Below are 26249 nucleotides of genomic sequence, written 5' to 3' on the forward strand. Positions count from 1 at the left end.
GCCGTTTTTCCGGTATCTCACACCGGATAGGTTTTAGCAAGGCCGGGTTTCTACCCGGCCTTCCTGTTAATAGTTAATAATGTTCATCCAATTTCAGCTGCTTTAGTGAAACCTTACATACATACCCAGCTGACCAACTCTGTTCCTATTGGTGACATTGTTGTTTTTAGAAATGTCACTCAATCCTGCACTATAGCGGGCATAAAAACCAAGCTGGTGAGTAGCTGCCACACCTACACCTACATTCAAGGCAAAGTCTGCTTTACGATAGGCATTGTCCACTTCTACATCGCTCTTATCTCCTTCACCCTTTGATTTGGCAGAGGTAAGAAAAGCTACTTGTGGACCGGCTTCAAAATACAACTGCCGGATGGGATAGTACTGTACCATCACAGGCACCTGTATATAGCTCAGCGCTAATGTACGTTCTCCATCAGGCGCATTGTATTTTTGTCCTTGTCCGGAATAGAGCACCTCCGGTTGTATGCACCAATTTGAATTAATAGTATGGTGTAAGAAGAGACCTACGTGGCCGCTTATACGGTTATCTCCATTAAAGTTAGATACATCCGTTACATTCAGACCACCTTTAATACCGGGCTTTAATTGTGCTTGTAAAACACTTGCAGAGCAGCAAGCGATCACCGCCAGAAATACAATCTTTTTCATAATGATTGATTTTGTTCACTGGGGTTTATTCAAAGCTTATGCCATTATCCAAAATATGTATACAGCATTATGGTTACCAGTGAAATAAAAACTATGTTAATGCTACTCGGGGAAATTTATTTATATAATAACAAGTAGAATTGTGGAATAGAATATGTGCAATTATGTATACAAACACATCTTTTATGTATATAAGTACATCATTAACAAAAAAACCGGCTCTTAACAGAGCCGGCTTACAATAAAGTAGATACTACGTTGCAGTCTATCTATAATATAAATACTTATTTACAGGCAGTACTATAATCATCCGCCAGCTTCACATACCCTTTCTCACTCTTCAGATCATACCCTGTCTTATCAAGTGTTGCTATTACTGTGGGGCAATCTTTAAAATACTCCTTCATCATCTCATCCTTTTTCTTATTCCAGTCCTTACCCTGGTTGGCCAATTCACTTTCTCCCGGCCGGGCAAACAACACAGCATTCGTTGGCTCTTCCCCATAAGTATCTTTATACACTTTGATCTTTCCACTCGTATAGATCACCTCCAGCATATAGTCACGGGCCCTCAGCAGGTCCATATTCAAAGCACCGGCCTGCGCCATATTCGGCTTGAACTTGTGACTTTCAAATACCCGCTGGTTAAAACAAAGTGTCTTCACATCTCCAAACTTGAAATTCTTCCGCACCGTCTTCCCCTTTTCATTCGTATACTCAAAGATTATTTTGTTGCTGCCATCCAGGTCGATCATCGTACCATTGTACTTGCGAATGATATGTTTCCCGCGCAGCGTATCTCCTTTTTCCAATACCAGCCATCCGTCATTGCTCTTCTCTGTTCCACCAAATACAGATGTAATATCTCCCGATGTAGAGTCAGGTCTTATCTTGGGGGCACCAAGGCTCGCATAGTAAGCATTGGCTTCCACCTGAAATGGCTTACGGTCACTATACTCCAATCTCGTTCCTAAAAACTTAGTGCCATTCTCATACAGGAAATCCAATGATTGCCTCAACTTCACCGTATCATAGGCCAGGTAATAAAGGAAGGCCAATGTATAATTACCTGCCACCTTAATATCCTTTGGATCATATCCCTTGGGAAACTCCTTGCCAATGAAGCCCGTTATCTCCGTTTCATATGGCTTGATCCATGCTCCATAGTCAGTTACCGATTTCTTATTCAGATCAGCCACCAGGCGACTGTTCAAGGAATCAAAGAACACCAGTTCCGGATATTTCTTTTGTGCACGGTATACACTGGGCAGTGTAATGGTCCGCGTTTTGAAGGAATTCATATAAGTATCCTCAGCCCGCGTTGCCAGCCGTTGAATAACCCGGAACAGTAAGGTATAATTCATGTTCGCCTGCTGGTTTGCCAGGTCTTCCGTAAACGAGTTCTTGATCAGCTTGCCCACATCCTGTTGCATCTGCTCCGAAATATCAATATCCTTCAAGGTATATACTTCTTTCTTGCCGTTCACAACAGCTACCCGCGCCTTACCACTCAAACTATATGTATTGTTTCCAAAACTGCCGGCATTAATAAGAGAAGAAGAAAAACTGTTTACAATGATCACATAAGCCAGATCTGGCACCGAATCCGGCGGTGATACCAGGCCCGCCTTTACCAACTCCCGCGCAATGCTCATCCGGAATGAGTCAACATTCGTCGCCTGTCCCCCATCGTTCTCTTTTCCCTTTTTGATAGGGTTTCTGCTCGCCTTCATGGGAAACAAACTGTTTGCCAGGCTGGCATCCAGGTCAGGCAAATACATGATACTCTTATGGTCACTGTACCGCTGGTCCTGTGCATATCGGTAAAAAGAGACAGAAAATTCGGGATACTGAACCGTTTGAGAGTAGGAAATAGAGGAAATAAACAAACACAAAACAACGAAGAGCAGGGTGTAGCTCCACTTCATAGAATACAGATTTTAGGTAAATAATCGCCAAAATAGGCCGTTTATCTAATTTGTGCAAGTGCCCGGTTCAACTAAAAAGGGAAGATGACACTTTTAAAAAAGTGTTACATAAAATTGATTAATAATACTTTATAAGGCTAATCACACGATCACAAATGGCCCGGATAACAAATTAATAACAAAGAAACTCAGTTAAACGATTGTTTAATTTAAACGTTTGTTTAGTTTTGTGTTGGAATAAACAAGCATTGCCAAATGAGTACAACAGAAAAAACAGATAAGCGGGAGCATATCCTGCTGGTAGCGGAAGAGTTGTTTGCGGGAAAAGGATTTGATGGTACATCTGTTCGGGACATTGCCCATTTGGCTGGCGTAAACCTCGCCATGATCTCCTACTATTTTGGATCAAAGGAGAATTTGTTGAAGGAATTGATCGAATACCGGTTTAGTTATACCGTATCCCTGCTGGAAGAAAAGAGCAATGACCAGTTGCAAAGCCCCTGGGAAAAGATAGAATGGATTATTGATTTTTACGTAGAACGCATTATCAACAACAGGCGCTTTCACAGCATCATGAGCCAGGAGTACAATACCGCCCGTTCGAGCGAGATCAAGGAGCTGATCACCAGTATCAAAATGCAGAACCTGGAACGTATTAAGAAGATCATAGCCGAAGGCCAGCGCAAGGGAGTATTCAGGAAGATCGATGTTGAAATGACCCTCGCCACCATGATGGGTACCATTACACAGGTCATCAATTCCAAAAATGTTTATTGCGTACTGCTACGGATCGACACCACAGACGAAAAAGAATACCAGGAAAAAATAACCCAAAGGTTAAAGACACACCTCAGAGAATTGCTTCAGGCGCACCTTATAGGTAAATAATAAAAACAGTTTTATAGTCATGGAAAATCAACCAAACAGCCCAACACCCAAAAAGAAAAAATCCCCCTTACGACTCGTTATTATAGCAATTGTATTACTGGTAGTCGGTTATTACGGCTATACAAAGATCAGTTTTGCATTGCGTCATGAAAGTACCGACAATGCACAGGTAGAAACACAACTCATCCCCGTATTGCCACGCGTACCAGGCTATGTAAAGAGCATTGCCGTAAAAGATTATGACTCCGTAAAGACAGGTCAGTTACTCGTAGAGCTCGATGATGCTGAACTTCAAAGCCAGTTGCTTCAATTGCAAGCCGATTACCAGGCAGCACAGGCCGATCTTAGCAATGCCAAAGCAGCCCTCAACAATGCCCTCGTTTCACTCCGCGTCAACAGAGGAGACATTGACATTAACAAAGTAAAGCTCGAGAAAGCCCAAAAGGATTTCACCCGCAATAAGAACCTGTTTGCAGAATCGGCTGTTACCCAAAAACAACTCGATGATGCCCGGTACGATTACGAAACATTGTCCAAAGAGCTTGACAATAGCCACAACGACCTGGCCAGTGCTGAAAGCCGTATCAGCGTATTGCAGGCCGCAGTGCAAAAAGCAGCTGCTACCATTGAAGTAAGGAAAGCACAGATCGATCAGCAGAAACTGAAATTGTCCTATACAAAGATCTATGCGCCCCAGGCAGGTAAAATTGGTAAGAAGAATATTTCTGAAGGACAATATGTACAGGCAGGCGCTCCATTGTTTACCATTGTAAATGATACCACTTACTGGATAGTGGCCAACTTTAAAGAAAACCAGATCACACGCTTACATCCCGGTATGCCGGTAGATATTGAAGTAGATGCCTATCCCGATCTGAAAATAAAAGGATCAGTGGAAAGCCTCAGCGATGCTACCGGAGCACGGTTTGCTTTACTGCCGCCAGACAATGCCAGTGGTAATTTCGTAAAAGTTACACAACGCGTACCCGTGAAGATTGCAATCAGCGATATGACCCAATACAAGGAAGTACTGAGAGCAGGGCTTAGCGTGTTTGTAAGCGTTCCGCTGAATTAATAAGTAACAATAGCACAAAACGGTCTTCGTCAAAAGTGAAGAAGCCCGGTGTTCTTTAAGCAAAGAATGCCGTAACGGGATTGTTCATTTCAAAAATTGCCGATTGCCGACTGGCGATTCACGGTAGCTCACTGTCGTTTCACGAATAACAAAACAAGTATGTCCAGTCCAAAAGGATTTGCCAAATTCATAATAGTACTCACCACCGTAACGGCCGCCGTTATGGAGCTGATAGACACCTCTATTGTAAACGTGGGGTTGAGTGAAATGGCCGGTAGCCTGGGCGTCAACATTGAAGATGTAAGCTGGGTCATCACCGCCTACGCCATCGCCAATGTGATCATCATCCCCATGACCGGCTGGCTTGCTGAATATTTCGGTCGTAAGAATTACTACATCGTATCCATGATCATTTTCACCTTCGCTTCCTATATGTGCGGCCAGTCAACAAGCCTGGTAGAATTGATCATATGGCGGTTTATACAAGGTATCGGTGGAGGCGCCCTGCTTTCTACCTCACAGGCCATCCTCTTTGATGCCTTTAAACCCGAAGACCGGCCCATGGCAGCCGGCCTCTTTGGAATGGGATTGATATTAGGCCCCACCCTCGGGCCTACTGTGGGTGGTTACCTTATAGAACATTTTTCATGGCCCTGGATGTTCCTCGTAAACCTGCCAGTGGGTATTTTAGCCACCATCCTGGCCATGGTATTTATTGACAAAAAGGAAGGAGAAGGTAAGAATAAGGCGAAGATGTCTGTAGACTATATGGGCATAGCGTTGCTGATGGTAGGCATTGGTTGTTTACAATTTGTACTCGAAAGAGGAGAATCCGAAGATTGGTTTAGCAGCAACGCTATCCGCGTAAGTACGGTATTGGCAGCGATAGGCGTTATTGGGTTTATTGTATGGGAGTTAAAGACACCTACGCCAGTAGTGAACCTGCGCGTAATGAAAAAACGTAGTTATGCATTTACGATCGTTTTTACTTTTGTGGCTGGTTTAGGTCTCTTTACTTCCGTATTCGTTTATCCCGTGCTGGCACAGCGCGTACTGGGTTATTCAGCCCTCGAAACAGGCTTATCCCTGTTACCGCCTACCCTGGCCGGCGTGGTCATGATGCCCATCATCGGCCGTATGATGAGTAAAGGCGTCTCCCCCATTCCCTTCATAGTAGTTGGATTTATCTTATTTGCCATTTACTGTTGGACCAGCGCAGGCGTAAGCCCCGATGTAGGCCGTTGGGCATTTTTTATTCCCTTGCTCATCCGGGCCTTCGGTATCTCTATGTCTCAGTTGCCATTGATCAACCAGGCCGTAGCAGGTTTGCCTCCCAAAGATTATGCAGCAGGTATCTCCCTCAACAACATGATCCGGCAGATCGGTGGTGCATTCGGTATCGCCATGGCCAATAACTTTATCAGCCAACGCTATGCCCAGCACAGGAATGATATGGTAGCCAACACCTACGATGGCGCCCCCGCTTTTACTGAGCGGGTAACTGCCATATCCAACAACATGATAGCCCAAACCGGTAGCGATATCACCTCCGCCACCGCCAAAGCCCATAAAATAATTGACCTGGCGGTTGACAAACAGGCCTATTACCTCGCCTACCTCGACACCTTCCGGCTCATTGGTATTTTCTTCCTCATCGTACTGCCCCTGGTAGTATTCCTCCGGGTCAAAAAGAAGCCCGTTGTCGATACCAAAGCAGTGAAAGAAGCCATGGAGGCCGCCCATTAACCTTTAAGAAGTAACAATCATGATGAAGCGAACAAACATAGCAAGTATGAAAAGTTTAATAAAAGGAGCCCTGTTACTCCTGCTGGTACAATCAGCCGTAGCCCAGGAATCTCCCATAAAAGATGACCAGTTAAAAGGATTGATACAATCTGCGGTCACCAATTATCCCCGTATTAAAGAACTGGAAGAACAACTCAAAGCAGATGATGTGAAGGGAGAAATTATCAGATCAGGTTATTTGCCTACCGTAAGCGCCGATATCGGCTACCAATTTATAGCTCCTTCTCCTAAAGTAGCCTTTGAAACACCAGCTGGCAAAACCTCCCTGGCTTTTCAGCCTTATAATAACTACAATGGGGCCGTCACGGTGAAACAGTTGATCTATGACTTCGGCAAAACAAAAATGCAGCTCGACAGGAATGAAGCCCAGAGAGCATTGAACCAGGAAGGTGTAGACAATACCAGGAATGCAATAGCTTACCAGGTAGCCCAGATCTATTACAATATCCAGTTCCTTCAAAAAAGCATACAGGTACAGCAGGATCAGATCAGTTCACTGAAAGAAAATGAACGGCTCATCCAGGCCAAGATCAAAAATGGAGATGCCCTGGAATACGACCTCCTTACTACCCAGGTGCGCACCGCCAATGCCACCAACCGCCTCAATGACCTGCAAACCCAGTTAGAAAAGCAATATGTGCTGATGCAATGGCTCGCCGGTGTTGATACCAAAGGAAAAATTGCAGCCAGCGGCGCCGAAACTTACCGCGAAGATGCCCTCTACCTGGTATTGGAACCCGGCAACTGGAAAACCACCAATTCCGACGCCAAAATGATCGAAAAACAGATAGCTGTTTACGAATACGATAAAAAAGAAGCCTCTATTAGCTCCAGACCCAATATCACAGGTACTGCCAGCGGCGGTGTGCGCAATGGTATTCAACCCGATATTGACCAGTTCCGGTTAAACGGCCTGGTGGGTGTAGGTATCGCTATCCCAATTTTGTCCTCAGACCGGCCCAAGCTGCGCCAAAAATTAACCCAGGTACAAATTGAGTCTGCCAAAAGGTCTCTGCAAACCCTCGAATCGAATATCCAGAAAGATCTGGCTACCGTACAGCAGGATTACAAGGGTATTCAGGAAAAGTTAAGCAACACCAATGTATTGGTCACCCAGGCCCAGCGGGCCTATAAACTGGCCCAGGTTCGTTTTAAAGAGGGCCTGATCACCAATGTGGAGTTGCTGGATGCTCAAACCAATGTAGAAAATGCCAACCTACAGCTCGTTCAGCTACAATATCAGGCGCAACTGGATAAACTGGAAAGCCATAAAGTAGTAGGCTCTAAGATATTTTAATGAAATGTTGAATAGTTTGGTCCTTACTGAGAGGGGACCATGTTTTAAAGGTGACGGCTACGCTTCGGCGTGGCCGTTTTTATTATGAGTATTGTGGAGGTATGAGCACCCAATAATTCCACAAGAGAATAATTATTAATTTTTTATTATGCATTTTGATATTAGGAAAACTATTTACATGAAAAATACGTTCGTTTCTATAGGTCTGTTTTCTTTTGCAGATCATGGTTTTGAGTGAGGACGGCCGCACCCCATAGAGTGTGGCCGTTTTTTATTGACCTGATGCGGTATTTATCGTGGTCTCCTCCTTGCCCCTGCTGCCAGGCAGGAATACCCTAAAAAAGAAACAGCCCTGAAGAAACTTCAGGACTGTTCAAAAACTTTTGTACGAAACCTTACCAACAAAACTGGGTCATCAATAGGTACAAATTTTACTTCTTTCGTAGGATCTTGGATAACTTGGATTTTGGATTTTAACGTTGTTCATTGAATGATGCAGGACCTTGGCTGTTCTTCGGTTTTTGGATTTTAGGACGTCTTTCCCGTAGGTCAGACTGGTTCTTTTTCAAAGGATTTGGCTTGGATATTGGATTCGGTTTTCTGGATATTGGCGTCCTTGTATCAATCAATCAACAGTACAAACATAGAGACTAACTCATTAAGGTGCAATAGGATAATTGCTGCGTTGTAAAATTTCGTTAAATACCGCAAGTATCGTAAAATTACCGTCCACTTCGTTAGTACAACCACCCTATATTTTTAAAGCTATAATAAACCCGTTATATTTATAGTTGTAATAAAAAGTCGTACATCTTTAAATCGCTTGTCATATGTCGTTTGAAAATAAAACAGTGCTAATTACCGGCGGAAGCCGCGGTATCGGGAAAGCGATTGCTTTACGCCTGGCGAAAGAAGGAGCCAATACAGTGATCGTTGGGAAGACCGTAGAACCCAACCCCAAACTGGAAGGAACCATCTATACAGCAGCCGAAGAGATAGCCAAAGCAGGCCCTGGAAAGGTACTTCCCCTACAGGGAGATATCCGTTTTGAAGAGAGCATTCAACATATTGTAAAGACCACTGTAGATACTTTTGGGGGCATCGACATCCTCATCAACAATGCCAGCGCCATCAATTTATCCCCTACCGAACATACAGAGCCTAAGCGCTGGGACCTGATGCATGGCATTAATGTGAGAGGCACCTTTTTCATGAGTCAGGCAGCCATTCCTCACCTCAAAAAAGCTCATAACCCACACATTCTGAACCTCTCTCCCCCCTTGAATATGGACCCCGCCTGGTTTGCCAAGCACCTGGCCTACACCATGAGTAAATATGGAATGAGTATGATCGTATTGGGGCTGGCCGAAGAAATGCGTCCCCACCGCATTGGCGTCAATGCATTGTGGCCCAGAACTACCATCGCTACAGCAGCCGTTAAAAACCTCCTGGGAGGTGATTTCCTGATGCAGCGTAGCCGTACCCCCGATATAGTGGCAGATGCTGCCTTCCATATCCTGCAAAGGCCCTCTTTTGAGTGTACAGGCAACTTCTTTATTGACGAGGAAATATTAAAAGAACAGGGCATTACAGACTTTACCCATTACGCTGTAAACCCCGATCAGAAATTAATGATGGACCTGTTTATTTAGTCATTCAACACTTCCGGGCGCATCTGCGGAAACAGCAGCACGTCCTGTATACTGGGCTGGTTTGTCATGAGCATACACAGGCGGTCAATACCAATGCCAATACCAGCCGTAGGTGGCATGCCATACTCCAACGCACGCAGGAAGTCGTAATCGATGTACATGGCTTCATCATCACCACGTTCCATCAATTTAACCTGGTCCTCAAAGCGTGCACGCTGGTCAAGAGGATCATTCAACTCACTATAGGCATTGGCGATCTCCTTGCCATTAACCATCAGCTCAAAACGCTCTACCAGTCCTGGTTTGCTGCGGTGCTTTTTGGTCAGCGGGCTCATTTCAACCGGGTAATCAATGATAAAGGTGGGTTGTATGTAATTGCCTTCGCACTTTTCTCCAAATATGGCGTCTACCAGCTTGCCTTTACCCATACTGGCCTCGGGATAAATACCCAATGACTTACAGGCCTCCCTTAAAGCAGCCTCATCCATTTCACTTACATCTATGCCGGTATGATCTTTAATGGCATCATAGATAGTTACACGCTTAAAGGGTGCTTTAAAATCGATTTCCTTATCGCCTACCTTCACAAGCGTGGTACCATGGAGAGCGATGGCTATCTTTTCCACCAACTGCTCCGTGATCTCCATCATCCAATAGTAGTCTTTGTAGGCAGTATACCATTCCAGCACAGTAAATTCAGGGTTATGTGTACGATCCATGCCTTCATTGCGGAAATTGCGGCTGAATTCATATACCCAATCAAAACCACCTACTATCAGGCGCTTTAGGTACAGTTCATTGGCAATACGGAGATAAAAAGGCACGTCCAGCGCATTGTGGTGCGTAATAAAAGGCCGGGCTATGGCACCTCCTGGAATGGATTGTAATACGGGTGTATCCACCTCCAATGCCCCCTGCGCATTCAGGTATTCACGGATCGTATTGATCAATTTGGTACGCTTCAGAAAAGTATCTTTCACATCCGGATTCACGATCAGGTCGGCATAACGCTGACGGTAACGGAATTCAGGATCAGTTACTGCATCAAATGTTTCCCCTTCCTTTTCTTTCACCACCGGCAATGGTTTCAATGATTTGGTGAGCAGCGTAAGTTCCAGCACATGGACCGAAGTTTCACCTGTTTTGGTGGTAAACACATATCCTTTTACCCCGATAATATCACCGATATCAGTCAGGTGTTTCCATACTTTATCATAGAGCGACTTGTCTTCGCCGGGAGCTATTTCATCACGCTTGATATACAGTTGAATTTTACCCGTACTGTCCTGTAATTGGGCAAAATTGGCTTTTCCCATATCCCGTACACCCATGATACGCCCTGCCAGGCATACATTGGCAAAATCAGCCTTGTTCTCTTCACCCTTGTAAAGGGCTTTGATATTGGCAGCTGTATTGTTAACAGGGTATAAGGGGGCCGGGTATGGTTCAATACCCAATTGCGCCAATTCCTTCAGTTTCTCTCTCCGGATAATCTCCTGTTCTGATAAATGCATGTAATAAATTTGAAATTTTAGCTACCAATGCGGATACCTCGCCGGTAAAACGGTTGCAAAAATAAGTATTTCAGAGAAGTTGCCGGTATTATTGCACCAGGGCTTTACAATAGGTTCCTTTGCCTGCCCGCCAACAATAAACATTAAGCATTATTTTTAGCACATGGAATGGATGAACGACCAGGTACATATTGAAAACCTTCCCCGGGTGGAAAATGTAGCCCTTACACCCATAGAGCCCTCCTATCTCAAGGTTTTACGATGGGAATGGCTCATCCTGAGTATCCTGCTGGGAATACTGGTAGCCATCCTGCTGTATTTTATCAAACCCCTGCACCAGGTAAAGTGGATTGTTTTACTAATTGGTGGTTGGCTACTGATAACAGCCGCCTGGTATTGGCTGCAGGGAAAATCATTCTCCACCAGGGCCTATGCCATCCGCGAAAAGGATGTTATTTATCGCAGCGGATGGATCATTCAAAGCACCCATACCTGTCCTTTCAACCGCATTCAGCATAGTGCAGTTACCATCGGCCCCCTGGAAAAAAGGTTTGGCCTGGCCAGCCTGGTATTGTATACCGCCGGCTCCAATGAGGCCGATCTGCGTATACGGGGCCTGCAGGAGACCACTGCCTGGACTTTAAAAGAATGGATCACCAAAAAGATAGCCGATGAGCCAGTTACAGGAGAATAGCTGGAGCATTCCACAAAGACAGGCAAAGGCAGGTTTGGTGATCATATTAGCCAAAGCTACCGTTACCATTGTAAAAACCCTGTGGCCCATTCTACTCGTATTGTTGGTCAAAAAGAACAAGAAAGGCATAGATACTTTTGAGCTCACCCTCATGGCACTGCCGGTTATTATTCTGGTGCGTTCCCTGGTTGGGTATTTTTATTTCCGCTTCTTTATCGCCAATGACGAGCTGATCATCCGCAAGGGATTGATCAGTAAGAAAACCATTACTATCCCCCTGCAGAAAATACAGGCCGTACACATTGAGCAAAACCTCCTGCACCAGGTGGCCAATGTGGCCAAAGTAAAAATTGATACCGCCGGCTCTGAAAAAACGGAAGCTGTTATTGACGCTATTGAAGTACCCAAGGCCGAACAGTTAAAAGAATTCCTGCTCCGCGAAAAACGGCATATGACTGAAGAAGCAGCTATCCCTTCTCCTATAAGGGATATACCTGTTATGCGGTTATCCGTCAATGATCTCCTCAAACTGGGGCTATCTGCCAATCATATACAGGCCTTCTTTATCGTGTTTGCTTTCAGCATATCCATGCTCCAGAATCTGGAAGAAGTTTTCGGCGACAGGGTAATCAGGCTGGTAAAAGATTCTTCATCAGAGGTAGGCATATCAGTCGTATCTGTATCGTTGGTAATAGGTTTTGTGCTGTTGATTTCCATGTTCGTTTCTATGATGCGAATTCTGTTAAACTATTTCGACTTCCAGCTTACCGAAACTTCCCAGGGATTTAGAATAAAAACAGGATTGATCAACACCAGTCAAAACCTGGTACCCTTCAATAAAATTCAATACATATCCTGGGATGCCAATTGGATACGCCGCAAGATCGGTTTGTTCAATATGGAGTTTCACCAGGTCATGAGCGATGACCAAAGCAATAAGAAAAAACGGGTTAAAGTACCCCTTACACAACCGGCTTATATTGACAAACTGTTAGCACATTATCATGGTATGGTACAGCCTTCGGCCCTGGCCGATTATGGGATCCATCCTTCCTATACCACCCGGCGCACATTGTTGAGGGGTATACTGCCAGTATTATTAATCTTAATTATACTATTACTCATCAACTGGGATCCCTGGTACTTCCTCATTTTATTATGGATACCCATCGTTGCCTTGCATGCATTTGTTTTCCGGCGCAATTTCCGATTATATGTAGCACCCGATGCATTGCAGGTAAACAGTGGTACCTGGGGTAGAAAAACACAAATTGTACGCTGGTATAAGATGCAGCAGGTCTTTTTGCAACAATCCATTTATCAAAGAAGCAAGGCTTTAGCCACCCTGCATTTATCAACAGCAGGCGGCACCATCACCATACCATATGTACCACTGAAGTTGGCGCAGCAAATACAGGATTATACTTTGTATGAGGTGGAACGCGAAGAGAGAGCCTGGATGTAAAAGTAATAACCCTTCCCTTAATTATTAGCGAGCAATACCTGCCAGGCAGCTGCCACATGACCACTATCCAATAACTCTTTGGCATATAACTGCAGCTCCTTTTCCATTTCATCTGGATTTACAGCATAGTATTGAACAATGTTCTTTAGTCTCTCGTCATGAAAGGCCGGGTCTACCAATGGCATATCGTGTACGTTGGCCAGCTGGCCCAAATGATTGCCCGTAAGGATGCTGCTGTTGCGGATAGGAGCAGGCAACGCATCTATGCCAATGCCCAGTTTAATATTAGGTTTTTCAACCTGGAACAAGCTACTTTCATCAACCTTGCAATACCAATCTCCGCCCAGTCGGGCAATATGATGGATCTTACGTTGATCTATAAAACCCTGTTCATTTAGGATTGCATCATCAATATGCATCACCATTACCTCACAAATGACCAGGTTACCGGCGCCGCCTTCATTTCCCATTGATTTCACTTCCCGCACCAGGCATTCCATTTTCACTTTGCTTTCTTTTACCATGGGAGGGGTAATGGTAGTAGCTGGCTCTGCCGTAAACCCTGCCTTTACAAACTCATTCACTTCCTTCGGGAAATCACAACTGGACAGACTTACCTGTTGTATCATGGCATAATCCACAATATTGATCACCACTTCGGGCACTTCCAGTATATTCTGTAAAGTATGTTTAGTGCTGTTGTCTCTCACCCGGCGTGAGGGAGAAAATACAACGATGGGCGGCTGGGTGGAGAACAGGTTAAAGAAACTGAAAGGGCTGAGGTTTACCTGCCCCTGTTTATCAATCGTACTGGCAAAACATACTGGTCTCGGAGCAATGGCATGCTGTAGGTAGTTTTGCTTTTGTACGGCCGTAAGTTTGGTAAGATCCAGGATCATAAGACAGCATTTTTGTAACCAGTAGAACCTCAAAGAGGTCAAATCCCTATCAATTCTAGGCTTGGTTTATTTTCTTTCTGTCCAATATGGAAAAGTTATCGTCTTCTTTTACGATCGTATTGGTAAGTACACCCAGGCCATCGATTTCCATTTCTACCACATCACCTTCCTGCAGCCATTGGTCTGTATAATTGGGATCACTCAGCCTGCCTGTACCATTTAGTTCAAGGAAGCAACCTGTCCCTACCGTACCGCTGCCAATAACATCACCGGCAAAAAGTGTTGCGCCATAGGAAGCACGTTCAATGATCTCCGCAAAGGTCCAGTCCATATCGCCAATATTGCCATCACTCACCTGCTCGCCATTTACACGGCATTGCATGCGAAGGTTCCAGCTTTTACCTGTATGGCCTTCTTTAGCGGGAATTTCATATTGCTCCAGTTCATCCAGCGTTACCAGCCAGGGCCCAATGACAGTAGAGAAATCCTTGCCTTTTGCAGGGCCAAGATTTAGTAACATTTCTTCCATTTGCAATGTTCGGGCGCTCATGTCATTCATGATCATTAGCCCACCGATATATTGATCAGCATTTTCCGCTCTTATATTACGGCCATGCTTGCAAATAACTACTGCCGCCTCCAGTTCAAAGTCCAGCTTTTGAAAATGATCCGGCATACAGGATACGTTGCCTGGCCCCTGGATGGCAAGATGGTTGGTAAAATAAAAAATGGGGTATTGATCAAATTCCGGGATCATGGGCACCTTACGGTTACGGCGTGCGGCCGCAACATGTTGCCTGAATGCATAACCATCACGGCAAGAAGTAGGAAAAGGCACCGGCGCCAGTACTGAAATTCCTTCCAGGGCAAAGCCACGCTCGCGGCTAAGTCTTCCTTCCCGTATCATCATTTCGCCTGTTTGCGCCATCGCATAGGCATCGTCCCAATAATTCAGGAACATGCTCATATTATGGGGCAGGTCCGGATGCAATGTTTCCATATCGTACAGCAATCCATCTACCAATATAGCAAGTCGGTCCTGACCTTCCTGGAGATAAGAAACCAGTTTCATAGCAGCAAATTTTAGAGGCTGCAATATATGGAAAAACCAGTGCCGATATGCTAAGAGCCCACCGCCATAAAATGCCGCCCCATCAGCCTTTCTTTTTTCGTTTACGCTTTTTAGAGGGTTGATGCTGGTGCATGAGATACGCAGCCTCCAGCAGTGATTCTAATTTTTCATATAAAAAGATCAGATTGCTTCGCTCGCGCCCTTTGGCATAGGTGGCATTATCTGAGCCAAGTGCTGTCAATAACCAATCCCAGAGCAGCTCGCGTAAGTCCTTTAAATGATAACATTCAAAAAAATAGGTGAGCACCGCACCCGGCTCCAGTTGTTGCTCCCTGGTAAGGCGGAGCAATTGATTGTGGTTTTGCTTTAGTTTGTTACAAGTTTGCATAGCCCATTATTATTTAATGAGAGAATGGATCAATTAGCCGGTAATAAAATGTGTTATGAAGTGTATTACCCTGAGCTGAAGGCTGCCTGATACGCCCTCATCCGTGAGTAAAACAATGCTTTACCCGGGAAGTAGATGATCAAATTAATAGAAGAAATACAACTATGAGTACCTGTTTAGGTGATATGCAGAATATGCATAAGCATTTTTTTTAAGGTAATATCATCAATGCAGCAGCATGAAGGTAATCGTAGTAGCCAGGCAGATGATGTAATGGATGATTAATTAATGCGCTGCCGGGTAAATGTGTATTTATTTTCTGCTGCACTCAATTTACAAATATTAAATATATTTATAAACACAAATGTATTCAATCCCCTTTAGCCTGCCAATTTTTTTAGTAATAAATTTAAAAATCATGGAGCAGTCTTTAAACTTTTTTGGCAAAAATCTTCAATTCCTGCGTAAGGAGAAAAAGTTGCGACAGCATCAAATGTTTGACAGTCTTGGGTTTTCGCGTACTACCTGGTCTAATTATGAGCAATGTAGAACGGCGCCATCTTTAGATGGATTGATCAGAATATCCAGATTTTTTGGCGTCAGCCTGGACGAGCTGATTGCCGAGGACATTGAAATGAAGTTTGAAGGCAGGAAATACAAGAAGTACGCCTACAATGAAACCATTTCCCTGGTAGAAGAGCCCAATACAGGCTTGGATTACATCAAAAACAGGCTCGACAGGCTGGAAACTGAGGTCGGCATCATCAAAAGCTCACGGGAGGAATCACCTTTTTAATACAACCATATTATAGCTGCACGACCGGACCCTGTGAGCAGTTAAAAATAGCATTTTAAGGATGCTGTAGAGGTTTTACCTTCGCGAGGTATGACCCATGAATTTTTTATGCAACAGGCCCTGAAGGAAGCACAGAAAGCCTATAGTGAGGGGGAAATACCTGTAGGAGCTGTAGTGGTGATCAACGACAGGATCATTGCTCGTGGCCACAACCAGGTGGAACGCTTAAATGACCCTACAGCCCATGCAGAAATAATTGCCCTTACTTCGGCTTTTAATTTCCTGGGAGCCAAGTATCTCCCGGAAGGCATTCTCTATGTATCAGTAGAGCCCTGCCTTATGTGTGCAGGAGCCTTGTATTGGAGCAAGATCAGTAAAATAGTTTGGGGAGCTGATGATGAAAAGAACGGCCACAAGAGAGTTACGGGAGAAAACTGGCCCTTTCATCCCAAAACAGAAGTAGTAAAAGGCATTCTGAAAGAAGATTGCGCCCTGTTGATGAAGAATTTCTTCAAGGATAAACGTTGAGTGCCGCCAGGGGTACTTATAAGGTATTAAAAATAAAAGCCAACCCGTCTATCTGGGCTGGCTTTTATCTTAGGCCTGGTTATTACAATTTGCGCAGCTTGATATTTTTAAACCATATCCCACCACCGTGATCCTGGAGCGCGATATGCCCCTTTTTGATCATGCCATACAACTTCACATCTTTCCACTTGCTTTTTGCTTTAAGCGCCACCCACTCAGGCGTCCATAAGTCAAAATCTACCACCTTCGTTCCATTGAGCCAGTGCTCCACATGGGCGCCATTCACAATGATCTTGGTTTGATTGTACTCTCCGGCAGGCTTGGCTGTCACGCTGGAGGGAGGATGCATGGCATAGTCAGAGCCACTTTTTTGCCAGTCTTCCAGTTTCTCCGGATACCCTTCATCATCGATAAGCTGGTATTCGGGGCCTGTTTCATACGTAGCCCCGTTTCCTTCCTCCACGCGGTAAATAACACCACTGTTAAAGCCTTTATCGATCTTCCAGTCAAAAGTCAGTTCAAAATTGTCGTACTGCTCCCGGGTAATAAAGTCACTCCGGTGAGCGAGCTTACCGTCTTTACAATGCAGTTGGCCGTCTACTACTTCCCACCCCTCAGATGCCTGGTTTCGGTAAGGTCTCCAGCCATTGGTGGTTTTACCATCAAATAATAATGTCCAGCCGGCTTTCTTTTCGGCAGGTGTTAATGTATTGTCTTTGGTCTGAAAAGGCGCAAAGGCCGTAAAACCAATGCAGGCAAGGGCCATAGTAGAGCAGGCAGCGATCAATTTTGCTTTGGATAGGTACATAAGTATGGAATTGAATGAGGATGAAACTGGACAGTAAGTTACTATAAAAATCCAATGCCCGAAATCATTCGGCCGGTATCCATCCCATTATATCCCTATTAATTCCCTCGGGTGTCGGTATTTGAATTGGCCAATCAACCAATGACCTGTAAATTTGTTATCCTTTCACGATTAGCGGAAAGTCTATTAAACATTTTAAAACTTTATAGCTATGGCATTTACATTACCTGCGCTTCCTTATGCTCACGAAGCTTTGGAGCCGCATATTGACACATTGACGATGCAGATCCACCACGGTAAGCATCACCAGGCTTATGTAGATAACCTCAACAAGGCAATTGCCGGCACTCCTAATGAAAATAAATCATTGGAAGAACTGGTTAAAGTTGCTGGCACCATCAGCCCTGCCGTACGCAATAACGGTGGCGGCCATTGGAACCATACTTTCTTCTGGGAAAGCCTGGCCCCTAATGCAGGTGGAGCTCCTTCCGGCGCACTGGCCGATGCCATTACTGCAACCTTTGGCTCATTGGATGAGTTTAAAGAAAAATTCAATACAGCAGGTGCTACACGTTTTGGTAGCGGATGGGCCTGGCTTCTTGTAAAAGATGGCAAACTCGAGATCTCCTCTACACCCAATCAGGATAATCCCCTGATGGATGTAGCTGAAGTGAAAGGCACGCCAATTCTGGGTGTTGATGTATGGGAACACGCTTATTACCTGAAATACCAGAACAAACGCCCTGATTACCTGAAGGCATTCTGGAATGTAGTGAACTGGAGCAAGGTGGCTGATCGTTTTGCAGCAGCTTCTAAATAAGCAAATGAAAAAATTTCCGTTACTTAGCAATCCCGGTAGCAACACCGGGATTGTTTTTTATCCTACAAACCTTTCAATTGTTAACACATGAAATTATTCTCCCTACTGACGGTATGCCTGTCGATCGTACTTTTTTCCGCCTGCTCAGGTGGTAGTAAAGGTGGTAAAACACTTGTTGTCATGTCCAGCGGTAAAATGCAAATAGATAAAGCCAAACCAGAAACCATCAGTTTCGAGCCCGGCAATCAGCATAATGAGGAAATATTAACCTATAGCGGCGATACAAAAGTAACCGTAACGGTGAAAAGCCCAATAGGAGATAAAACGTACGATTTACCGGATAATGGTATTTATCTGCTCAATCTGAAGAACGATACCTTGATCGGCAGTATCGTAAACTTTGGCTCCAGCGGCATGCCTACTGCCATCAGCACTATGCAATTGGAGCATATCATCGACAGTACACAACAGTTATTACTGGGGCAAAATGCCAGCGATGCCAATAAAACGTATTTCCTTACACCGGGCTCTATAAAGAAACTAAGCACTAATGAAGGTGCTAAGATCTTAGGCCCGTACAATGCCATCCCAGGCAAAGTAGAAGCAGATAAAGATGGCAATGCCCCTGAATTTTATAAGTTCTTCACCAATGCCCAGAAGCGTGAATCATTGAATGATCTGATCAAGAGACTTCAGAAGTAAATTACAATATTACAAGGCATAAGAAGTAAGCCATAGTAAGTTGTGCGTGCACAAGCCTATTGCTTATCTCTTGTGCTTTTTTATTGTCATTACGGTACAGGATCATAACCTTTCCCGCCCCAGGGATGGCACCGGCTGATCCTTTTTATGGCCAGCCACAGTCCTTTAAAGGGTCCATGCTTCTTGAGGGCCTCAGCGGCATAGTGAGAGCAGGTGGGTGTAAAACGGCATTTATTGGGTCCAAGAATAGGAGAAATGACCCATTGGTATATTTTAATGAGTGCCAGGAAAGGAAGACTAAGCAACTGAAGGAGGAATTTCATCGGCAGTCTTTATGAGACGTTTCAAAATTACGGCGATCTTTTCACTCACCACGGCATACGTTGGCAGCTCTTTACCCGTATAAATAACAAAAACAGCAACTGGTGATCGCCTGGACTGCACCAACTCCTGGAAGGGCGTTTTCTGCAGGCGGTAGGCTTCCCGGATCAGCCTTTTGACCCTATTGCGGTCTACTGCATGCTTGAAGTTTCTGGTACTCACCCCTACCCCAAATTGAAGTAGGGCATGGTTGGACCTGGGGGCCTGGGCGGGCGGAAAGAGGTAATAAACACGGAAAGGGAATACGGTAAAGCTCCTGCCTTCCTTGAAAAGCTGGTCAATAAGTTTACGGCTTTTAAGCCGCTCCTCTTTGCCTAAAGTGAGCTTTTTCACCATACAAAAATAAAATAGCCCTGTATCTTGCCAATGCATAAATACAGGGCTATCAGCTAATATTTTAAGATTCCTCAGCAACTACCCGGATGGGCAGGATGCGAAAGAAGACTATTTCAGCTTTCTCTCATCGGAAACAGTCAGCTTCTTACGGCCTTTTGCACGGCGGCTTGCCAATACTTTGCGACCATTAGCTGTTTGCATACGCTTACGGAAACCATGAACGGATTTACGACGGCGACGATGAGGTTGGAATGTACGTTTCATATTATCTTACTCTTTTTCACTTTTTTGAAATAAGGATCGGGAGAAGCGATCCGGGTTTCAGTTTCAGGCCTGCGGGTCACCACACCTACAGGTTTGTGAAAGGACGGCAAAGGTAATAAAAGGATGGCAGATGTGGATAGTTAAGTAATAAGAAATTTTAGAATTCCCCTACTCCTTCTGGAAAAATGGCTGCTAAAAGACCAATACTATTGATATTTCACTGAAAAATAACCATTTGTAAGATTTGCCACCTTTGGCGGATTAGTAGGAACCAGCTCTGTGGCCTTAAAGTCAAAAGTTCCCCTGATCCGTTTAGTGGCAGTATTATGTTCTAAAACCTTTAAGGTGCCCGATTCTGAAGCTAATGACAAAGAAGGACTGGGATTATACAGACCAATATAGGTTAAACCCCAAAAGTCCAGGGTATAGGACCCGGGTATAATATCAGAGGGAATGGTCAATCCTACCGTTTTCGTTGCCGTGGAATTGTTGGCGACGATCATTATTTGCTTTGTAAGGTCAACATAAGTTCCGAAAATACTTTCCCCCTTCCAATCAGCACCATCTATTTTCACAGTAAAAGTGTCTGTGCTGCTGGACGGAGGCAGCGTAGTTTCGTATACCAGATCTTCAAACACACCTTCCGTGATAACCTTTTGGGTACTGTCTTCCTCCCTGAAAAGCTTAAATTGAAAGGTACCAGAAATGGTCTTCTTAGACTCATCAATCTTACTTACAGTCACAGTACCACCTGCGTAGGCCATGTCATCACTCTGCATGGTACCATAAGAATTGTTGTTGAGTTCTGCACTGTCGGCTAAGGCAGCCCCACCTTCAAAATCAATGGGATTAAGTTTATACGTTTTCACCACATCATCCATGAGTGTGATGGTAAAAAACTTTTTGTCTTTACTGATACCTGAGATATTTATATAGCCGGCCATAATACTGGCAGTGGCAACCTTATCAGCTACCCATTGTGTGCCATCAATCTTCATCTTCAATACACCTTTCACCAGCGAAGAACCATCCATGGAGCTTTCGGAACTTATCTCTTTCTGGCAGGAGATAACAAAGGTTATCATCAGTAAATACAGCAGTGTACGAACAAAATGCTTCATGATATAAACAAATATTTATATAAATAGCGATGGACAATAATGTGCTTATGCAATTAAGCAATTTTACGAATAACTAACGTAGTGAGGGCAATTAAAATTACGAATGAGTTGAGTTTTCCGCCCTTTAAAGGGCAAGGTGCCGTGATTGCAAACGCTCACCAAAGAAAATACTGGCGTGGTTGTCAAAGTCCTCTGTCGAGTCGGTAGTATAAAAAGCACGCGTTCCCTGCCTGCTGCAACGTTGCTCTATTTCCGGATGGCGCTGCAGATAATCCACCAGGCTTTGGGCTACAATTTCCCCCTGAGAGATCACGGTAATACCGGTTGGCAGGAACTGCTGGATCTTATTTAATAATAAAGGATAATGTGTACAGGCCAGCAAAAGAACATCAATATCCTCTTTCCTGGCCAGTATGTTTTGCAAATGTTTTTGTACAAAATAATCAGCGCCCGGACTGTTGTGTTCGTTATTTTCTATAAGAGGTACCCAGATGGGGCAGGCTTCCTGGAAAACCTCTATTTCAGGATAGAATTTCTCAATTTCAATAGTATAGGAGCCAGACTGTACGGTGCCTGTTGTGGCCAGGATCCCTACCTTATTGGTATTGGTAAACTGTCCTATAATTTCTGTGGTGGGGCGTATCACTCCAAGCACCCGGTTGTTGGGATTGAGTCTTTGCAGGTCATTTTGCTGGATAGTACGCAATGCTTTGGCAGAGGCCGTATTGCAGGCCAGGATCACCAGGGGGCAGCCTTGTTCAAAAAACCATTCTACACATTGCAGTGTGTAGCGGTAAACTGTTTCAAAAGAACGGTTCCCATAGGGAGCACGGGCATTATCGCCCAGGTACACATAATCATATTGAGGCATCTTGCCGAGTATTTCCTTCATGACGGTAAGACCGCCATAACCTGAATCAAAAATGCCAATGGGTTGTGATGCGTGCATGGGCAAAAATAAATATAAGTAGCCTAAAAAGAGTGAGGGTTCAATGAGGCATGACACCTCACTAAACCCTCAGAACAAAATAAGTTATCAATTAAGGCTTACCACCTGTTGTTGGCTTGGGAGCACCAGGTTGGGCACCACCAGCAGGAGGTAACTTAATATTGAGTTTCTTAGCCACCAGGGGTAAAATATCTTCAGCTGGAGGAGCTACCAAAAGAGCTTCTTTTTCAAAAACAAAAACATAGGCGTTTTCCTTGGCTACAGCCTGGATAGCATCGTATGCTTTTTTATTGATTGGCTGAATAAGTTCTTGTTGTTTTTTTTGCAACTCTTGTTGGATACGTTCTTCTTCACCACCCAGTTCCTGACCCAACTTAGTAAGTTCTGTTCTCTTTACCACCTTAACAGCTTCAGAGAGTGTAGCAGAATCCTTATTGAATTTGTCTATTGCTGCGTAAAATGCATTTTGCTTGTCGGTAGCGTTCTGTACGAGCGCATTACGAAAATCAGTAAGCAGGGAGTCAGCTTTGCGTGTTTCAGGCATAATGCTCACCACTTCCTGTGAACTAATGTATCCGATCTTAGTCTGGGCATTTACCTCACCAGCCACCATCAGGCCCAGGGCAAACAACATACCTGTAAAAAACTTTTTCATGCGTTTCATTTTTGTTGTTAAGGCCACCCAAAGCCAGTTATTGGTGCTTCAGGTGTACGGTTTGTTTTATTTAAAATTTAAGTTGAAAAATGAGTCTATGAAGTTGTTCCCTGGCTATTGTTTTCACGTTTATTTAACACCTAATTCTTTCAATACATCCTCGCTACGGTCCAGTTTAGGGTCGGCAAAGATAACAGTAATTCCTTCACTTTTGTCCAAAATAAAATCGAATGCACGGTTAACTGCTATTTTCTGAATGGCATTGTAAACCTTATCCTGTATGGGTTTTATCAATTCCTGGCGCCTCTTAAATAAATCCCCTTCAAAACCAAAGCGTTTGCGTTGAAGATCACGTAATTCCTTCTCCCGTACAAAGAGCTCGTCTTCCCTTTTCTTCTTCAATTCTTCACTCAGCATTACCTGCTCCGCATCAAAATCCTTGTACATTTTGTCCAGGGCAGCTTGCTTATCGTCAATTTCTTTTTGCCATTGGATACTGAACTGGTCCAGCTTCTTTTGTGCATCCTTATACTCCGGCATTTTATCAAGAATATATTTAGTATCAACAATACCATACCGTTGTGCAAGTGAAACACAGGTAAAAGCCAGCAGGCAAAAACAGATGAGCATTATTTTTTTCATAGTGCTTTCTTTTAAAGTTGATAAGATAAAATCGAGCAATTGCCCTATACAAACTGACTATCAGGAATACCGGTAGTCAGGTCTATAAATATCCATATAATCCTGAAAATCTCAAAGATTCCAGGGTTCAACCTTATACAGCAGGTGTCAAACCTATTCCGGTTCGAAACCAAGCATGAAGGTAAAGCGGGCTGCGTCACGCAATTTGCCATCTGGCTTCAGACGGTCAAACCCAACACCATAATCGAAGCCGAGTAATCCGAACATGGGCAGGAAGAAACGCATACCCACCCCGGCGCTTCTGCGAAGACGGAAAGGATTATAGTCTTTATAATCGTACCATCCATTGGCAGCTTCAAACCATGCCATACCATAGATAGTACTATTTGGATTGGTCGTGAACGGATAGCGCAGCTCCAGCGTATACTTATTGAACATGGTAAAGAACTGGCTGGCATTCTGCTGGTCAGGATTGATCTTGGGATCAGAGTTCTCGTACACAGGATATCCGCGGTGTGCGATGATATCATACCCTAAGATATAGTTACCATTGGCAAGACCGGCATCACCCACCTGGAAGCGCTCAAACGGCGAATAGCCCAGCTTACTGTTGTACCTGCCCATGAAGCCATATTTAGCAGCTGCACGCAATACAAACTGGCGGCTCCTGTCGGCCCCCATTGGCTTACCAATTGGAATGAACCATTCTGCATTGAATCGCCATTTATGGAATTCCGGAAGCTTATAGCTGTCTTCGGTCGTAATGCTTTTATTAAATAACGAGTAAGGTGGCGTGAACTGCACACTTGCCAGGAAGTTAGAGCCGCTGGTCGGGAACATCGGGTTGGGGCCTGCAGAGTTACGATTGAGCGCTATTTTAAAGCTCAGGTTATTGGACGTTCCGTTTTTGAAATCCTGTGTGAACAACGGATAGTTATTCAACTTATACTGTGTATAGCTTACTGAATAGACCAGTGTGAAATAGTCATCGGGCCATTTCAATTGCTTACCCAATGACACGCTCACACCAAAATTCTTAAGCTTATTGGTATCACTAAAAAAATAGCGGCCGCTATTATCAATACCACCTGTGCGGAATATACTATTGTATAAACTTACAGTAAGAGAGTTTCTCTTTTTGCCACCAAGCCAGGGCTCGGTGAAAGAGAAGTTGTAGGACTGATAGGCACGTCCGTTGGATTGCACCCGCAGACTGAGTTTTTGACCATCACCAGTAGGTAATGGATCCCATGCTTCCTTGCGGAAGATATTACGGATGGAGAAGTTATTAAATGAGACACCAAGGGTACCGGTCAAACCAATACCACCACCCCAGCCGGCGCTTAGCTCCAACTGATCAGAAGATTTTTCTTCAAGGGTATAGTGGATGTCCACCGTACCGTCTTCCTGGTTGGGAACAGGGTTAATACCAATCTTTTCCTGGTTGAAAAAGCCCAATTGGGCAATTTCACGGTTGGAACGAATAAGGTCCTGTCGGCTGAATTTATCGCCAGGTAAAGTGCGTATCTCACGACGAATTACGTGTTCTTTGGTTTTTTCGTTACCGGAAATGGTAATATTCTTGATAGTGGCTTGTGGGCCTTCCATCATGCGGATCTCAAAATCAATGGTATCATTATATACCGCTGTTTCAACCGCATCTGCTTTAAAGAAGAGATAGCCGTCATCCAGGTACAAACTGCTGATATCACCACCCTCTGGAGAAGCTTGTTTACCCAGCTTGCTGTTGAGTATCTCAAGGTTATAGGTGTCTCCCTTCTTAATACCCATTAAGAAGTTCAGAACGGAATCAGAATATTTGGTATTTCCTTTCCAGGCTATGTTACCAAAGAAATAGCGGTGTCCCTCGTCTATTTTAAGGCCGACTTTCAGGTTACCCTTTTTGTTGTATGCCTGAGGTTTGGCTTCAACCGTTGCATCCCGGTAACCGAGTGAGTTGTAATAAGCCAGGATATTATCCATATCCTCTTCAAACTTCTTTTCGTTGAATTTGGCAGAGCTGAAGAGTTTGAAACGGAAATAAGGATCGAGGAAATCCTTTGTTTTGCTCATGGAAAGGAATCCTCCTTCTTTCAGGTACTCCTTGAAAGAAGTATGTTTTTGACCAGCAGTATCGGCAGAATCTTTGGACGGGAACAAGGTGAGCTTACTCATTTCCTTGGTACCTTTCATTTTCTTTTTGAGCTTCAGATCGCTCACGGCCGTATTGCCTTCAAAGGTGATATCGTCGATCCGGACCTTATGTCCTTTCTGTATGTAAAAGTTAAGGATAACGGAGTTGGGTAAGGCTGGGTCTGTTGCTTCTTCAATACGAACAGATGCGCTTTGAAAACCTTTATCGGTATAATAGAGTTGAATAAGTTGTTCAGCGCTGATCTTGGTATTCTCTGTCACTACGCGGCCAACAACGAGGTTGAGCTTGTTGCGAAGATCTTCTTCTTCTGATTTACGAACCCCTCTGAAAAAGTATTTTGATAAGGCGGGACGTTCTGTTACCTGGATCTCCAGATAAAGGTTGCTGCCATCAAGGCGCGTGAAGTATATCTGTACGTTTGAGAAAAGACGTTGGTTCCATAGGTTGGTGATCGCTTTGCTGAACTGATCGCCACCAGGGATCATGATCTTATCCCCTATATTGATACCAGCAATGGAAATAAGCAACTGCTCATCATATCTTTTAGTTCCTGAAACCTTGATACCGGCAATAGTAAATTCCTTTGGGTTCCTGGCTTGCATGATTGCTTCCAACTCGGGATCAATAGAGGTAGGGATAGTATCAGTTTTTTCCTGGGCAAACGTTGAACTTACTGAAAAGGTCACCAAAGCCAGTAGAATAGCGGAAAAAGTAAACGTACGCTGCATTCCGGGTTGTTTAAGCT

At 44.2% G+C, this 26249-nt stretch carries 26 protein-coding genes; 11 read left to right on the plus strand and 15 right to left on the minus strand.

Annotated elements, in window-relative coordinates; translation table 11 throughout:
- Positions 1 to 102: 102 nt before the first annotated feature.
- A complete protein-coding gene (locus D3H65_RS21880) occupies positions 103 to 669 on the minus strand; it encodes a porin family protein (protein ID WP_119052361.1) in 567 nt (188 codons plus the stop codon).
- Between the two features lie 284 nt (positions 670 to 953).
- Complete coding sequence (locus tag D3H65_RS21885) at positions 954 to 2597, minus strand: hypothetical protein (protein WP_119052362.1); 1644 nt, start codon at positions 2595 to 2597, stop codon at positions 954 to 956.
- Between the two features lie 255 nt (positions 2598 to 2852).
- Between D3H65_RS21885 and D3H65_RS21890 the strand changes: the two genes are divergently transcribed.
- The 5 genes from D3H65_RS21890 to D3H65_RS21910 all read left to right on the plus strand — a co-directional run bounded on the left by D3H65_RS21890 (position 2853) and on the right by D3H65_RS21910 (position 9315).
- On the plus strand, positions 2853 to 3485 hold the full coding sequence (locus D3H65_RS21890; RefSeq protein WP_119052363.1) for a TetR/AcrR family transcriptional regulator: 633 nt from the start codon (positions 2853 to 2855) through the stop codon (positions 3483 to 3485).
- A 19-nt stretch (positions 3486 to 3504) separates the two neighbouring features.
- On the plus strand, positions 3505 to 4560 hold the full coding sequence (locus D3H65_RS21895; RefSeq protein ID WP_119052364.1) for an HlyD family secretion protein: 1056 nt from the start codon (positions 3505 to 3507) through the stop codon (positions 4558 to 4560).
- A 159-nt stretch (positions 4561 to 4719) separates the two neighbouring features.
- The gene (locus D3H65_RS21900) at positions 4720 to 6306 is read left to right on the plus strand and encodes a DHA2 family efflux MFS transporter permease subunit (RefSeq protein WP_119052365.1); all 1587 of its coding nucleotides are present in this window, start codon (positions 4720 to 4722) and stop codon (positions 6304 to 6306) included.
- Positions 6307 to 6352: 46 nt separating this feature from the next.
- The gene (locus D3H65_RS21905) at positions 6353 to 7663 is read left to right on the plus strand and encodes a TolC family protein (RefSeq protein WP_162915765.1); all 1311 of its coding nucleotides are present in this window, start codon (positions 6353 to 6355) and stop codon (positions 7661 to 7663) included.
- Between the two features lie 830 nt (positions 7664 to 8493).
- On the plus strand, positions 8494 to 9315 hold the full coding sequence (locus tag D3H65_RS21910; RefSeq protein WP_119052367.1) for an SDR family oxidoreductase: 822 nt from the start codon (positions 8494 to 8496) through the stop codon (positions 9313 to 9315).
- On the opposite strand, the gene lysS is transcribed toward D3H65_RS21910, so the two are convergent.
- Positions 9312 to 10829, minus strand: coding sequence for a lysine--tRNA ligase (gene lysS, locus D3H65_RS21915; protein ID WP_119052368.1), 1518 nt, complete (start codon positions 10827 to 10829; stop codon positions 9312 to 9314). The two genes, D3H65_RS21910 and lysS, sit on opposite strands and share 4 nt — an antisense overlap.
- A 163-nt stretch (positions 10830 to 10992) precedes the next feature.
- On the opposite strand from lysS, the gene D3H65_RS21920 reads away from it, so the two are divergent.
- Both D3H65_RS21920 and D3H65_RS21925 read left to right on the plus strand, forming a co-directional pair.
- Positions 10993 to 11523, plus strand: a complete 531-nt coding sequence (locus D3H65_RS21920; protein WP_119052369.1) for a PH domain-containing protein — start codon at positions 10993 to 10995, stop codon at positions 11521 to 11523.
- Positions 11501 to 12988, plus strand: coding sequence for a PH domain-containing protein (locus tag D3H65_RS21925; protein ID WP_119052370.1), 1488 nt, complete (start codon positions 11501 to 11503; stop codon positions 12986 to 12988). The genes D3H65_RS21920 and D3H65_RS21925 overlap by 23 nt, the downstream gene beginning before the upstream one ends.
- A 17-nt stretch (positions 12989 to 13005) precedes the next feature.
- Here the strand turns inward: D3H65_RS21925 and D3H65_RS21930 are convergent, their stop codons facing one another.
- The 3 genes from D3H65_RS21930 to D3H65_RS21940 all read right to left on the minus strand — a co-directional run bounded on the left by D3H65_RS21930 (position 13006) and on the right by D3H65_RS21940 (position 15347).
- Positions 13006 to 13887, minus strand: a complete 882-nt coding sequence (locus tag D3H65_RS21930) for a flavin reductase family protein (RefSeq protein ID WP_119052371.1) — start codon at positions 13885 to 13887, stop codon at positions 13006 to 13008.
- A 55-nt stretch (positions 13888 to 13942) separates the two neighbouring features.
- Positions 13943 to 14959: a fumarylacetoacetate hydrolase family protein gene (locus D3H65_RS21935; protein ID WP_119052372.1), complete on the minus strand. Its 1017-nt coding sequence runs from the start codon at positions 14957 to 14959 to the stop codon at positions 13943 to 13945.
- 82 nt (positions 14960 to 15041) lie between these two features.
- Entirely contained in the window at positions 15042 to 15347 is a 306-nt protein-coding gene (locus tag D3H65_RS21940) for a hypothetical protein (RefSeq protein ID WP_119052373.1), read from the minus strand.
- A gap of 418 nt (positions 15348 to 15765) precedes the next feature.
- On the opposite strand from D3H65_RS21940, the gene D3H65_RS21945 reads away from it, so the two are divergent.
- Together D3H65_RS21945 and D3H65_RS21950 are read left to right on the plus strand one after the other, a co-directional pair.
- Positions 15766 to 16143, plus strand: a complete 378-nt coding sequence (locus D3H65_RS21945) for a helix-turn-helix domain-containing protein (RefSeq protein ID WP_162915766.1) — start codon at positions 15766 to 15768, stop codon at positions 16141 to 16143.
- 90 nt (positions 16144 to 16233) lie between these two features.
- Positions 16234 to 16671 carry a nucleoside deaminase gene (locus D3H65_RS21950; protein ID WP_119052375.1) on the plus strand — a complete coding sequence of 146 codons (438 nt, stop codon included), beginning with the start codon at positions 16234 to 16236 and terminating at the stop codon, positions 16669 to 16671.
- An 82-nt stretch (positions 16672 to 16753) separates the two neighbouring features.
- On the opposite strand, the gene D3H65_RS21955 is transcribed toward D3H65_RS21950, so the two are convergent.
- Entirely contained in the window at positions 16754 to 17479 is a 726-nt protein-coding gene (locus D3H65_RS21955; protein ID WP_245999559.1) for a 3-keto-disaccharide hydrolase, read from the minus strand.
- Positions 17480 to 17690: 211 nt separating this feature from the next.
- Between D3H65_RS21955 and D3H65_RS21960 the strand changes: the two genes are divergently transcribed.
- Positions 17691 to 18299 carry a superoxide dismutase gene (locus tag D3H65_RS21960; RefSeq protein WP_119052376.1) on the plus strand — a complete coding sequence of 203 codons (609 nt, stop codon included), beginning with the start codon at positions 17691 to 17693 and terminating at the stop codon, positions 18297 to 18299.
- Between the two features lie 87 nt (positions 18300 to 18386).
- Positions 18387 to 19001, plus strand: a complete 615-nt coding sequence (locus D3H65_RS21965) for a hypothetical protein (protein WP_162915767.1) — start codon at positions 18387 to 18389, stop codon at positions 18999 to 19001.
- A gap of 89 nt (positions 19002 to 19090) precedes the next feature.
- Here the strand turns inward: D3H65_RS21965 and yidD are convergent, their stop codons facing one another.
- The 8 genes from yidD to D3H65_RS22005 all read right to left on the minus strand — a co-directional run bounded on the left by yidD (position 19091) and on the right by D3H65_RS22005 (position 26232).
- Complete coding sequence (gene yidD / locus D3H65_RS21970) at positions 19091 to 19324, minus strand: membrane protein insertion efficiency factor YidD (protein WP_119052378.1); 234 nt, start codon at positions 19322 to 19324, stop codon at positions 19091 to 19093.
- Positions 19299 to 19718, minus strand: a complete 420-nt coding sequence (gene rnpA / locus D3H65_RS21975) for a ribonuclease P protein component (RefSeq protein WP_119054602.1) — start codon at positions 19716 to 19718, stop codon at positions 19299 to 19301. Before rnpA ends, yidD begins: the two co-directional genes overlap by 26 nt.
- Before the next feature lie 108 nt (positions 19719 to 19826).
- A complete protein-coding gene (gene rpmH, locus D3H65_RS21980) occupies positions 19827 to 19982 on the minus strand; it encodes a 50S ribosomal protein L34 (RefSeq protein WP_119052379.1) in 156 nt (51 codons plus the stop codon).
- A 206-nt stretch (positions 19983 to 20188) separates the two neighbouring features.
- A complete protein-coding gene (locus tag D3H65_RS21985; RefSeq protein WP_119052380.1) occupies positions 20189 to 21103 on the minus strand; it encodes a DUF6252 family protein in 915 nt (304 codons plus the stop codon).
- 124 nt (positions 21104 to 21227) lie between these two features.
- Positions 21228 to 22052: a glutamate racemase gene (gene murI / locus D3H65_RS21990; RefSeq protein WP_119052381.1), complete on the minus strand. Its 825-nt coding sequence runs from the start codon at positions 22050 to 22052 to the stop codon at positions 21228 to 21230.
- Between the two features lie 91 nt (positions 22053 to 22143).
- Positions 22144 to 22707 (minus strand): OmpH family outer membrane protein, encoded by a 564-nt coding sequence (locus D3H65_RS21995; protein WP_162915768.1) that lies wholly within the window; start codon positions 22705 to 22707, stop codon positions 22144 to 22146.
- A gap of 129 nt (positions 22708 to 22836) precedes the next feature.
- Entirely contained in the window at positions 22837 to 23349 is a 513-nt protein-coding gene (locus D3H65_RS22000; RefSeq protein ID WP_119052383.1) for an OmpH family outer membrane protein, read from the minus strand.
- A 153-nt stretch (positions 23350 to 23502) separates the two neighbouring features.
- Positions 23503 to 26232: a BamA/OMP85 family outer membrane protein gene (locus D3H65_RS22005; protein WP_119052384.1), complete on the minus strand. Its 2730-nt coding sequence runs from the start codon at positions 26230 to 26232 to the stop codon at positions 23503 to 23505.
- Positions 26233 to 26249: the final 17 nt, after the last annotated feature.

The sequence above is a fragment of the Paraflavitalea soli genome (genome assembly GCF_003555545.1).
Taxonomy (GTDB): domain Bacteria; phylum Bacteroidota; class Bacteroidia; order Chitinophagales; family Chitinophagaceae; genus Paraflavitalea; species Paraflavitalea soli.

Bases quoted from the DNA above. Each gene is read 5' to 3' on its own strand.
- D3H65_RS21880 (WP_119052361.1), bottom strand. From the start codon at position 669: ATGAAAAAGATTGTATTTCTGGCGGTGATCGCTTGCTGCTCTGCAAGT.
- D3H65_RS21885 (WP_119052362.1), bottom strand. From the start codon at position 2,597: ATGAAGTGGAGCTACACCCTGCTCTTCGTTGTTTTGTGTTTGTTTATT.
- D3H65_RS21890 (WP_119052363.1), top strand. From the start codon at position 2,853: ATGAGTACAACAGAAAAAACAGATAAGCGGGAGCATATCCTGCTGGTA.
- D3H65_RS21895 (WP_119052364.1), top strand. From the start codon at position 3,505: ATGGAAAATCAACCAAACAGCCCAACACCCAAAAAGAAAAAATCCCCC.
- D3H65_RS21900 (WP_119052365.1), top strand. From the start codon at position 4,720: ATGTCCAGTCCAAAAGGATTTGCCAAATTCATAATAGTACTCACCACC.
- D3H65_RS21905 (WP_162915765.1), top strand. From the start codon at position 6,353: ATGAAAAGTTTAATAAAAGGAGCCCTGTTACTCCTGCTGGTACAATCA.
- D3H65_RS21910 (WP_119052367.1), top strand. From the start codon at position 8,494: ATGTCGTTTGAAAATAAAACAGTGCTAATTACCGGCGGAAGCCGCGGT.
- lysS (WP_119052368.1), bottom strand. From the start codon at position 10,829: ATGCATTTATCAGAACAGGAGATTATCCGGAGAGAGAAACTGAAGGAA.
- D3H65_RS21920 (WP_119052369.1), top strand. From the start codon at position 10,993: ATGGAATGGATGAACGACCAGGTACATATTGAAAACCTTCCCCGGGTG.
- D3H65_RS21925 (WP_119052370.1), top strand. From the start codon at position 11,501: ATGAGCCAGTTACAGGAGAATAGCTGGAGCATTCCACAAAGACAGGCA.
- D3H65_RS21930 (WP_119052371.1), bottom strand. From the start codon at position 13,887: ATGATCCTGGATCTTACCAAACTTACGGCCGTACAAAAGCAAAACTAC.
- D3H65_RS21935 (WP_119052372.1), bottom strand. From the start codon at position 14,959: ATGAAACTGGTTTCTTATCTCCAGGAAGGTCAGGACCGACTTGCTATA.
- D3H65_RS21940 (WP_119052373.1), bottom strand. From the start codon at position 15,347: ATGCAAACTTGTAACAAACTAAAGCAAAACCACAATCAATTGCTCCGC.
- D3H65_RS21945 (WP_162915766.1), top strand. From the start codon at position 15,766: ATGGAGCAGTCTTTAAACTTTTTTGGCAAAAATCTTCAATTCCTGCGT.
- D3H65_RS21950 (WP_119052375.1), top strand. From the start codon at position 16,234: ATGACCCATGAATTTTTTATGCAACAGGCCCTGAAGGAAGCACAGAAA.
- D3H65_RS21955 (WP_245999559.1), bottom strand. From the start codon at position 17,479: ATGTACCTATCCAAAGCAAAATTGATCGCTGCCTGCTCTACTATGGCC.
- D3H65_RS21960 (WP_119052376.1), top strand. From the start codon at position 17,691: ATGGCATTTACATTACCTGCGCTTCCTTATGCTCACGAAGCTTTGGAG.
- D3H65_RS21965 (WP_162915767.1), top strand. From the start codon at position 18,387: ATGAAATTATTCTCCCTACTGACGGTATGCCTGTCGATCGTACTTTTT.
- yidD (WP_119052378.1), bottom strand. From the start codon at position 19,324: ATGAAATTCCTCCTTCAGTTGCTTAGTCTTCCTTTCCTGGCACTCATT.
- rnpA (WP_119054602.1), bottom strand. From the start codon at position 19,718: ATGGTGAAAAAGCTCACTTTAGGCAAAGAGGAGCGGCTTAAAAGCCGT.
- rpmH (WP_119052379.1), bottom strand. From the start codon at position 19,982: ATGAAACGTACATTCCAACCTCATCGTCGCCGTCGTAAATCCGTTCAT.
- D3H65_RS21985 (WP_119052380.1), bottom strand. From the start codon at position 21,103: ATGAAGCATTTTGTTCGTACACTGCTGTATTTACTGATGATAACCTTT.
- murI (WP_119052381.1), bottom strand. From the start codon at position 22,052: ATGCACGCATCACAACCCATTGGCATTTTTGATTCAGGTTATGGCGGT.
- D3H65_RS21995 (WP_162915768.1), bottom strand. From the start codon at position 22,707: ATGAAAAAGTTTTTTACAGGTATGTTGTTTGCCCTGGGCCTGATGGTG.
- D3H65_RS22000 (WP_119052383.1), bottom strand. From the start codon at position 23,349: ATGAAAAAAATAATGCTCATCTGTTTTTGCCTGCTGGCTTTTACCTGT.
- D3H65_RS22005 (WP_119052384.1), bottom strand. From the start codon at position 26,232: ATGCAGCGTACGTTTACTTTTTCCGCTATTCTACTGGCTTTGGTGACC.